The organism is Nocardioides sp., from assembly GCF_016462705.1.
Lineage (GTDB): Bacteria > Actinomycetota > Actinomycetes > Propionibacteriales > Nocardioidaceae > Nocardioides.
In genome coordinates, this window is record NZ_JAEMSS010000206.1 from 1 (window position 1) to 6,610 (window position 6,610).

At 72.1% G+C, this 6,610-nt stretch carries 9 protein-coding genes and 1 pseudogene; 8 read left to right on the plus strand and 2 right to left on the minus strand.

The window, feature by feature from the left end:
- Window positions 1–212, plus strand: a pseudogene (locus JHD21_RS19250) (hypothetical protein); the annotation flags it as partial.
- A gap of 192 nt (window positions 213–404) precedes the next feature.
- Here JHD21_RS19250 and JHD21_RS19255 read toward each other — a convergent pair.
- A complete protein-coding gene (locus tag JHD21_RS19255) occupies window positions 405–650 on the minus strand; it encodes a DUF3263 domain-containing protein (RefSeq protein ID WP_292678501.1) in 246 nt (81 codons plus the stop codon).
- A 232-nt stretch (window positions 651–882) separates the two neighbouring features.
- On the opposite strand from JHD21_RS19255, the gene JHD21_RS19260 reads away from it, so the two are divergent.
- The 7 genes from JHD21_RS19260 to JHD21_RS19290 all read left to right on the plus strand — a co-directional run bounded on the left by JHD21_RS19260 (window position 883) and on the right by JHD21_RS19290 (window position 5,873).
- Window positions 883–1,722 (plus strand): glycosyltransferase family 2 protein, encoded by an 840-nt coding sequence (locus tag JHD21_RS19260; RefSeq protein WP_292678504.1) that lies wholly within the window; start codon window positions 883–885, stop codon window positions 1,720–1,722.
- Window positions 1,723–1,919: 197 nt separating this feature from the next.
- Window positions 1,920–2,318 (plus strand): response regulator, encoded by a 399-nt coding sequence (locus JHD21_RS19265; protein ID WP_292678506.1) that lies wholly within the window; start codon window positions 1,920–1,922, stop codon window positions 2,316–2,318.
- 40 nt (window positions 2,319–2,358) lie between these two features.
- Window positions 2,359–3,012 (plus strand): SDR family oxidoreductase, encoded by a 654-nt coding sequence (locus tag JHD21_RS19270; protein ID WP_292678509.1) that lies wholly within the window; start codon window positions 2,359–2,361, stop codon window positions 3,010–3,012.
- A 75-nt stretch (window positions 3,013–3,087) separates the two neighbouring features.
- Window positions 3,088–3,210, plus strand: coding sequence for a hypothetical protein (locus tag JHD21_RS19275; RefSeq protein ID WP_292678511.1), 123 nt, complete (start codon window positions 3,088–3,090; stop codon window positions 3,208–3,210).
- Window positions 3,211–3,406: 196 nt separating this feature from the next.
- Window positions 3,407–4,882 (plus strand): hypothetical protein, encoded by a 1,476-nt coding sequence (locus JHD21_RS19280; protein ID WP_292678513.1) that lies wholly within the window; start codon window positions 3,407–3,409, stop codon window positions 4,880–4,882.
- Between the two features lie 55 nt (window positions 4,883–4,937).
- Window positions 4,938–5,165: a hypothetical protein gene (locus JHD21_RS19285; RefSeq protein ID WP_292678516.1), complete on the plus strand. Its 228-nt coding sequence runs from the start codon at window positions 4,938–4,940 to the stop codon at window positions 5,163–5,165.
- Between the two features lie 93 nt (window positions 5,166–5,258).
- Window positions 5,259–5,873 (plus strand): response regulator transcription factor, encoded by a 615-nt coding sequence (locus JHD21_RS19290; RefSeq protein ID WP_292678519.1) that lies wholly within the window; start codon window positions 5,259–5,261, stop codon window positions 5,871–5,873.
- 6 nt (window positions 5,874–5,879) lie between these two features.
- Here JHD21_RS19290 and JHD21_RS19295 read toward each other — a convergent pair whose 3' ends face one another.
- The gene (locus tag JHD21_RS19295; protein ID WP_292678522.1) at window positions 5,880–6,008 is read right to left on the minus strand and encodes a hypothetical protein; all 129 of its coding nucleotides are present in this window, start codon (window positions 6,006–6,008) and stop codon (window positions 5,880–5,882) included.
- Window positions 6,009–6,610: the final 602 nt, after the last annotated feature.

A 6,610-nucleotide genomic window follows, 5' to 3' on the forward strand; every position in this document is an offset into this window, starting at 1 on the left:
GCCCCGGGCCGGCGTCCGCGTGCCCGGCCCGGCACTGCTGGGTGGCGGACGCAGCCGACGGGCTGGGGGAGAAGAGGCCGGGGCTGCTCGTCGAGTGGCGCGCGGCCGGCGGACGATGGGAGGGGCGCGTGGTCTACCCGGCGCTGCTGCGGCCGGGGGCGTGGGCCCTGGTCGAGGAGTGGGTGCCGGCGGAGCTGCTCACGCCGTGCTGAGGAGCGTCCTCGCCTGGTCCAGCCCCGCTCGCCAGCTCGCAGAGCCGAAAGGCCCGGAAATGAGCTGAACCGCTGGCGTCTCGGGTCACCAGCGGTTCAACGAGGGGAACGTTACTGACCGCCGGGACCGGACGGAAGGGATTCGGTCCGCATGGGGCGAATATCACCCGAACGGACCATCTCAACTAACGATCAACTAGTCCGGCGAGCGGCCCGGTGCCGCCGTCGGGTGGCCCGGAGGCGCCGGAGCCGGCGAACCAGCAGCGGATCGTGGGACATTGCGGCGTCGCTGTCGAGGAGCTGGGACAAGGTGCGGTAGTAGTCGTCGACCGTCATGCCGAACCGGTCGCGGACAGCCTGTTCCTTGGCGGTCGCGTAGCGCCACCACTCGCGTTCGAACGCAAGGATCTCCTGCGCCTGGTCGGAGAGCTCGGCCATGCTGACGATCCTGTCATCCGGCCCGACGGTGACGACGATCGGGGGGACGTCCGCGGCGAGCCCCTTCCACCACCGATTCCGTCGCGTGCGGCCGGATCCGCCGAGGTGATCAGAACGACGGCGGGGCTACTTGCACCAATACCCCCAGTGGCATAACGTTCACGATGAGTCGTCCGGGGGGTCGACTTCAGCCGTCCGGGGGGTCGGCTGTAGCCATGGGGGTTTCACCAACATGTCGGTCTTCATCCGCGCGCCGCGGCGAAACGCCTCGGACCCGCGCGTCAGCGTGGTCATCCCGGCGCTCAACGAAGCGCTCAACCTGGCGGTGCTCCTGCCGCAGCTGCCCGACGTGCACGAGGTCATCCTCGTCGACGGCGGCTCGGTGGACGGCACGGTGGCGACGGCTCGTCGTGCTCTGCCGAGCGTGGTCACGGTGTTGCAGTCCCGCCAGGGCAAGGGCAACGCCCTCGCCGCCGGGTTCGCCCGCGTGACCGGCGACATCGTGGTCACCCTCGACGCCGACGGCTCTGCCGACCCGGCCGAGATCGAGCGCTTCGTCCAGGCGCTGAAGGACGGCGCCGATGTCGCCAAGGGCTCGCGGTTCACGGCCGGCGGGGGCTCGGTCGACATCACCCCGGTCCGACGGATCGGCAACATGTTCCTCAACACGCTGTTCAAGGTCGGCTTCGGCGCCAGGTCCACCGACCTCTGCTACGGGTTCAACGCCTTCTGGGCCGACCTCCTCCCCGTGCTCCGGCTGCCCGACCACGCTCGTCCCAGCGCCACCGGCCGGATGGTGTGGGGCGACGGCTTCGAGATCGAGACCCTGATCCACTGCCGGTTCGCCGCGGCGGGCTCGGCGATCGTCGAGGTGCCCTCGGTCGAGAAGCGGCGGTTGTTCGGTGAGTCCAACCTCAACGCGCTGACCGACGGACTGCGGGTGCTGCGGACCCTGTTCACGGAGTGGCGGCACGAGCGCTCACGCCGGACCCGCCGGACGCCCAGCCACCGGCGTCCGCGCCCGGTCCCCTCCCTCCGCGACCGCGCCGTGCCCGGCGAGGCCGCCGCCTGACCCCAGGTCGGCACGTCGTCCGGACGGGCTGGTCCCGACCCACCCGTTCGGGCTAGGACCCGAGGACCGATCGGGCCTGCTTCGGCACCCGGCGTACCCCTGAGGGTGACGCGCGCGTTGAGCGTGTGCACCGCCTGTCAGGGAGCACCGTCACCGCCCCGTCGCTGGGCCGCCGCCGAGTCAGGAGTCCGATCCGCATGGCACGCGTTCTCGTTGCCGACACGGACAAGGCCGTCCGCGACCTGGTGCGGCTGCGGCTCTCGGCGTGGGGCCACGAGGTGGTGCCGTTCGCCGACGGCCGGTCCGCGTTGCAGGCGTGGCGCGAGGACCACTTCGATCTCGCCCTGATGGCCGTGGACCTGCCCCGGACCAGCGGTCTCGACGTGCTGCGGGCGATCCGCGCCACCGGGTCGGCCGACCAGCCGACCGTGGTGCTGATGAGTGACAGCCACCGCAACGGCGAGGCGTCCGTGGCCTACGAGCTCGGAGCCGACGAGTTCGTGCTGAAGCCGTTCACGCTCGGCTTCCTCACCTCCTTCGCCAGCGCGCTGCTCGCCGACACCACCGCCGGCGACCGCGACGCCCTGCCCGCCTGACCTCCGCGCCGGTCCGTGGCCGGCGTCCTAGGCTGGCCCCATGTCGCCAGTCGCGATCGTGGTGGGTGCCGGACCAGGGGTCAGCGGGTCGTTCGCACGCCGGTTGGCCGACGAGGGCTGGGACGTCGGCCTCGTCGGTGCGGACCAGGCCGTCCTGGACGAGCTGACGAGGGACCTCGAAGGACGAGGCGCGACCGTCGGCACGGCTCTGGCGGACGTCACCGACAGCGCCACCGCGTCCGCGGCACTGACCCGGATGGCCGAGCACACCGGCCGGGTCGACCTCCTGCACTTCAACCCGAGCGCGTTCCGGGAGAAGGACCCACTCGAGCTCAGCGTCGCCGAGCTGCTCGAGGACGTCGCGCTGGGAGTCGGGGCGCTGCTCACGGCGGTCCAGGCGGTGCGCCGCTTCATGTCCGCCGGTGCGCGGGTGACCGTCACCGGGTCGATGGCCGCGGACGCGCCGTGGCACAAGGCCGCGTCCCTGGGCGTGCAGAAGGCGGGGGTGCGCAACCTCGTGCACTCGATCGACGCCACGCTGAAGGAGGACGGCATCCGGGCGGTGTCGGTCACGGTGCGGGGGACCCTGGCGAAGGAGGGCCCCTTCACTCCCGACCGGGTCGCCGAGGCGCTGTGGGCGGCGATGCGGCAGGACGAGGCGTCCTGGCGGACCGAGGTGCCCTACGAGGGCTGAGACCGCCCACGCCGGAGCCGCACGGGGTTGCGGCGGGCCTGCGCGTCTCGCTGCTTCGCGGACTCACGCGCACCCATGAAGACCGAGATCACGTCCGCGGGGTCGTACTGGGCCTGGCCGGGGGCCCGGTCGACGTCCACCTCGGTCGCGCTGCCTGCGCTGCCGCTCCCCGCCATCACGCTCGACGCCCACGCCTGAAGTGCGCTCGGCGTCCGCCTTGCCTCGTCGTTCATCTCTCCCCTTCTCGTGCCCCTACGCAGAGCCAACGTGCGCGGGCGGCGAGAAGGTACGCCGACCCGGGAAGATCAGCCGTGCGCGCCTGGGGTGACCACTCCCTGCCCTGGGGTTTCAGCATTCCCCCACGCCTGGCGCACCGGTTGCTTACGCTCGATCGGTGAACGACGTCGACGGGGACGGCGGCAACAGGACGTCGAGCTCCGAGTTCCTGGCCATGGTCCTGGACGAGCCTCCCCGCCCCCGGAGCCGCTGGCTGCTCGTCGCCGCTGTGATGGTGGCGCTGGTGGCCGCGACCGCCGTGGTCTACGTCGCGCTCCTGCGCGACACCGGACCCGCGCACCCGGACGCGTGGGACTCCCGGGTCGAGGAGCTCGCGGAGATCGTGGCCGACGAGCGGGGCCTGGACTTCGAGCACCCCGTCTACGTCGACTTCCTCGAGGAGTCACAGTTCGCCAAGCAGGTCACCACGGACGAGGACGACCTCACTGCCGAGGACCGCAAGGAGATCGAGCAGTGGACGGGGCTCTTCCGTGCGGTCGGGTTCATCGAAGGCGAGGTCGACCTGTTCGACTCGGTCAACCAGCTCAACGGAGCCGGGATCGTCGGCTACTACTCCTACGAGGACGAGCGGATCAGGATCCGCGGCACCGAGCTGACGCCCGCGGTGCGGTCCACGCTCGTGCACGAGCTGACCCACGCCCTGCAGGACCAGCACTTCGACCTGGAGGCGATGACCGAGAAGGTCCAGGACGACAGGGCGGCGGCGAGTGCCCTGGACGCGCTCATCGAGGGCGACGCGCGACGGATCGAGACCGAGTGGCGGACGGGTCTCAGCGAGGAGGACCGGGCCGCCGTCGACGCGTCGCGCGAGGAGCAGTCGGACGACGTCGACGAGGACGCCGCCGGGATCCCGGAGGTGCTCACGACGATGGTCGCGGCGCCATACGCGCTCGGGGAGGCGCTGCTGGCCGTGGCGGTCGAGCAGGGTGGTGACCGAGCGGTCGACGCCCTGTTCGAGCGGCCGCCGACCACCGAGGAGCACCAGCTCGACCCGTGGACCCTCGTGCAGGACCGGGCGGTGGCCATCGACGTCGACACGCCGGAGCTGGCGGAGGGCGAGGTGTCCTTCGACGACGGGCCCTTCGGGGCGGTCTCGTGGCTGCTCGTCCTCGCCGAGCGCATCCCGGTCAAGCAGGCACTCACCGCGGCCGACGGCTGGGGCGGCGACTCGTACGTCGCCTTCGAGCGGGACGGGGCGACCTGCGTCCGGATGCACTACCGCGGGGACACCGGACGCGACGTCAAGCAGATGAAGGTCGCCTTGAAGAAGTGGGTCGGGCGGCTGCCGCAGGCACCAGCGAGCGTCCGTCGTGAGGGCTCGCTGCTGAGCTTCGAGTCGTGCGACCCCGGTACGACCGCCGCCGCCGTCGCGACCGAGAGCTCCCAGGACGCGCTCACCCTCGCGCTGAGCCGGACCTACCTGTCCGCGACGCTCGCGAAGGGCGGTGCTGACCCCACCATGGCCCGGTGCGCCGCGGACCGCCTCGTACGCGCCTTGGAGCTCGAGGAGCTGAACGACCCCACGCTCGACCGGGGGCGGGTGCAACGGATCATCGCTCCGTGCCGGGTGTGAGCGATCCGGTCCCAGGCGGTCGCGCTCCGGTCGGTCCGGACCGACAATGGCTGCCATGACCGCCACCCCGACGCCGCCGCCCGTGGTCGGACCGCCCGATCCCGCACCGGCCGGTCCGACGCCGGTCGTGCCCTACGGACCTCCCGTGGGAGACCCGGCCACAGCCGTGGGTGCCGGTGTGGACCTGTCGACGCGGTCGGTGGCCGGCACGGCCGGGAAGTGGGCCATCCGGCTGCTGCTCCCGCTCATCATCAGGGCGATCTTCCGGGCGATCTTCAGGTAGGAGAGGCGCTGGCCCGCGCGGGCCGGCGACGTCCCACTTGAATGTGGCCGTTCTGCTTGCTATTTCATTCTCGTGGCTCCCGACCCTCTCCGGGTGGCAGTGGTGAGCAGCAACGACGTCATCCGCTCGGGACTCGCCCAGCTACTCGACAACAGCAACGACCGCACCGCGGTGGTCCACACGGCTGCGCACGACGGCCACCTCCGGGATGCCGACGTGGTGGTCTACGACCTCACCGGCTCCTCGGCCGCCGACCAGGACGACCTGGCCCACCTCACGTCCCTGCGGACACCCGTCGTCGCGCTCCAGCCGTATCCACGCTCCGACCTCGGCGAGGACGCGCGGGCGTCGGGGGTGACCGAGCTGGTCGGCCTGGACGTCACCGCCGCGGACCTCGTGGCGGCGATCGAGCGGGCCGCGGCGGGCACGAGCAGAGGGCTGGAGGAACGCCGCTCGACGTACCGGGCCGAGCTGCAGGAGCGGGTCGGGCTCACCGACCGGGAGATGGACGTCCTCGAGCTGGTGGCGAGCGGGCGCACCAACGAGGAGATCGCCCAGCTGCTCTTCCTCAGCATCAACTCGGTCAAGAGCTACATCCGGTCGGCGTACGCCAAGATCGGTGCGGTGACCCGCCCGCAGGCGATCCTGTGGGCGATCGAGAACGGACTTGCCCACCCGGAGCGCGCCAGCGAGCCGGCCCGGGACTGACCGGCCCTACCGCTGGCCGGGGCCGGACGTGGGCCAGCTCCCGTGGGCGAGCTCGTCGCGCATGTGGGTGATGACCTCGTCGAGCGCGGCCTCCAGCTCGTCGGGGCTGTCCTGAGGCACTGCGTCGGCGGTCACCCCTCGACGGTCCTCCTGTTGCGGCGGCGCCGTCACCTCCCCAGGGGTGGGTCGCATGCCGCTCACGCGCCGGAAGCGCCGCATCGACGCAGGCGACGAAGCGCCTCCGGCGTGGTCCCGATTGCTGACAGCAGCGTATGAGTCGGCACCCGAGATTCTCTGGGGTCATCGTGCTCCCGCGGACCGGACCCTGGCAACCCTGTCGGGGCGTCGCGGCGCCGGAGGGGCATGTCGCCGCCGGCGGATCGGCCGAATCGGCTACCCCCCGAGCCAGCTCCGCCGATCACGCCGGCGCCCGGCGTTCAGGGCCGAGGTTCCCATGGTCGACGACGAGCGCCCGCGCCGACCACCCCCACGGGGGTGAGAGCACACTGCGCGCGACCGCGGCGGGCGCACGCTGACCGGGTGCTCCTCGGGTGGTCACCCGGCGCTCACCGGGGGAGACCGGGCACGAGGTGCCGGGGTGGCTGCGGCCGGCCAGGAAGGAGTCGCTCGCCGTCACAGTCCGCGAGCAGCCCCGGCATGGGCACCGGTGCGATCCGGGGTTCGACCCGCGGCATCGGGACAGGGCTCGGTGTCAGGGGCGTGACCCGCCGCAGGGG

Excerpts from the sequence above, each read along its gene's own strand:
- JHD21_RS19255 (WP_292678501.1), bottom strand. The coding sequence starts at position 650 with ATGGCCGAGCTCTCCGACCAGGCGCAGGAGATCCTTGCGTTCGAACGC.
- JHD21_RS19260 (WP_292678504.1), top strand. The coding sequence starts at position 883 with ATGTCGGTCTTCATCCGCGCGCCGCGGCGAAACGCCTCGGACCCGCGC.
- JHD21_RS19275 (WP_292678511.1), top strand. The coding sequence starts at position 3,088 with ATGAAGACCGAGATCACGTCCGCGGGGTCGTACTGGGCCTGGCCGGGG.
- JHD21_RS19270 (WP_292678509.1), top strand. The coding sequence starts at position 2,359 with ATGTCGCCAGTCGCGATCGTGGTGGGTGCCGGACCAGGGGTCAGCGGG.
- JHD21_RS19285 (WP_292678516.1), top strand. The coding sequence starts at position 4,938 with ATGACCGCCACCCCGACGCCGCCGCCCGTGGTCGGACCGCCCGATCCC.
- JHD21_RS19265 (WP_292678506.1), top strand. The coding sequence starts at position 1,920 with ATGGCACGCGTTCTCGTTGCCGACACGGACAAGGCCGTCCGCGACCTG.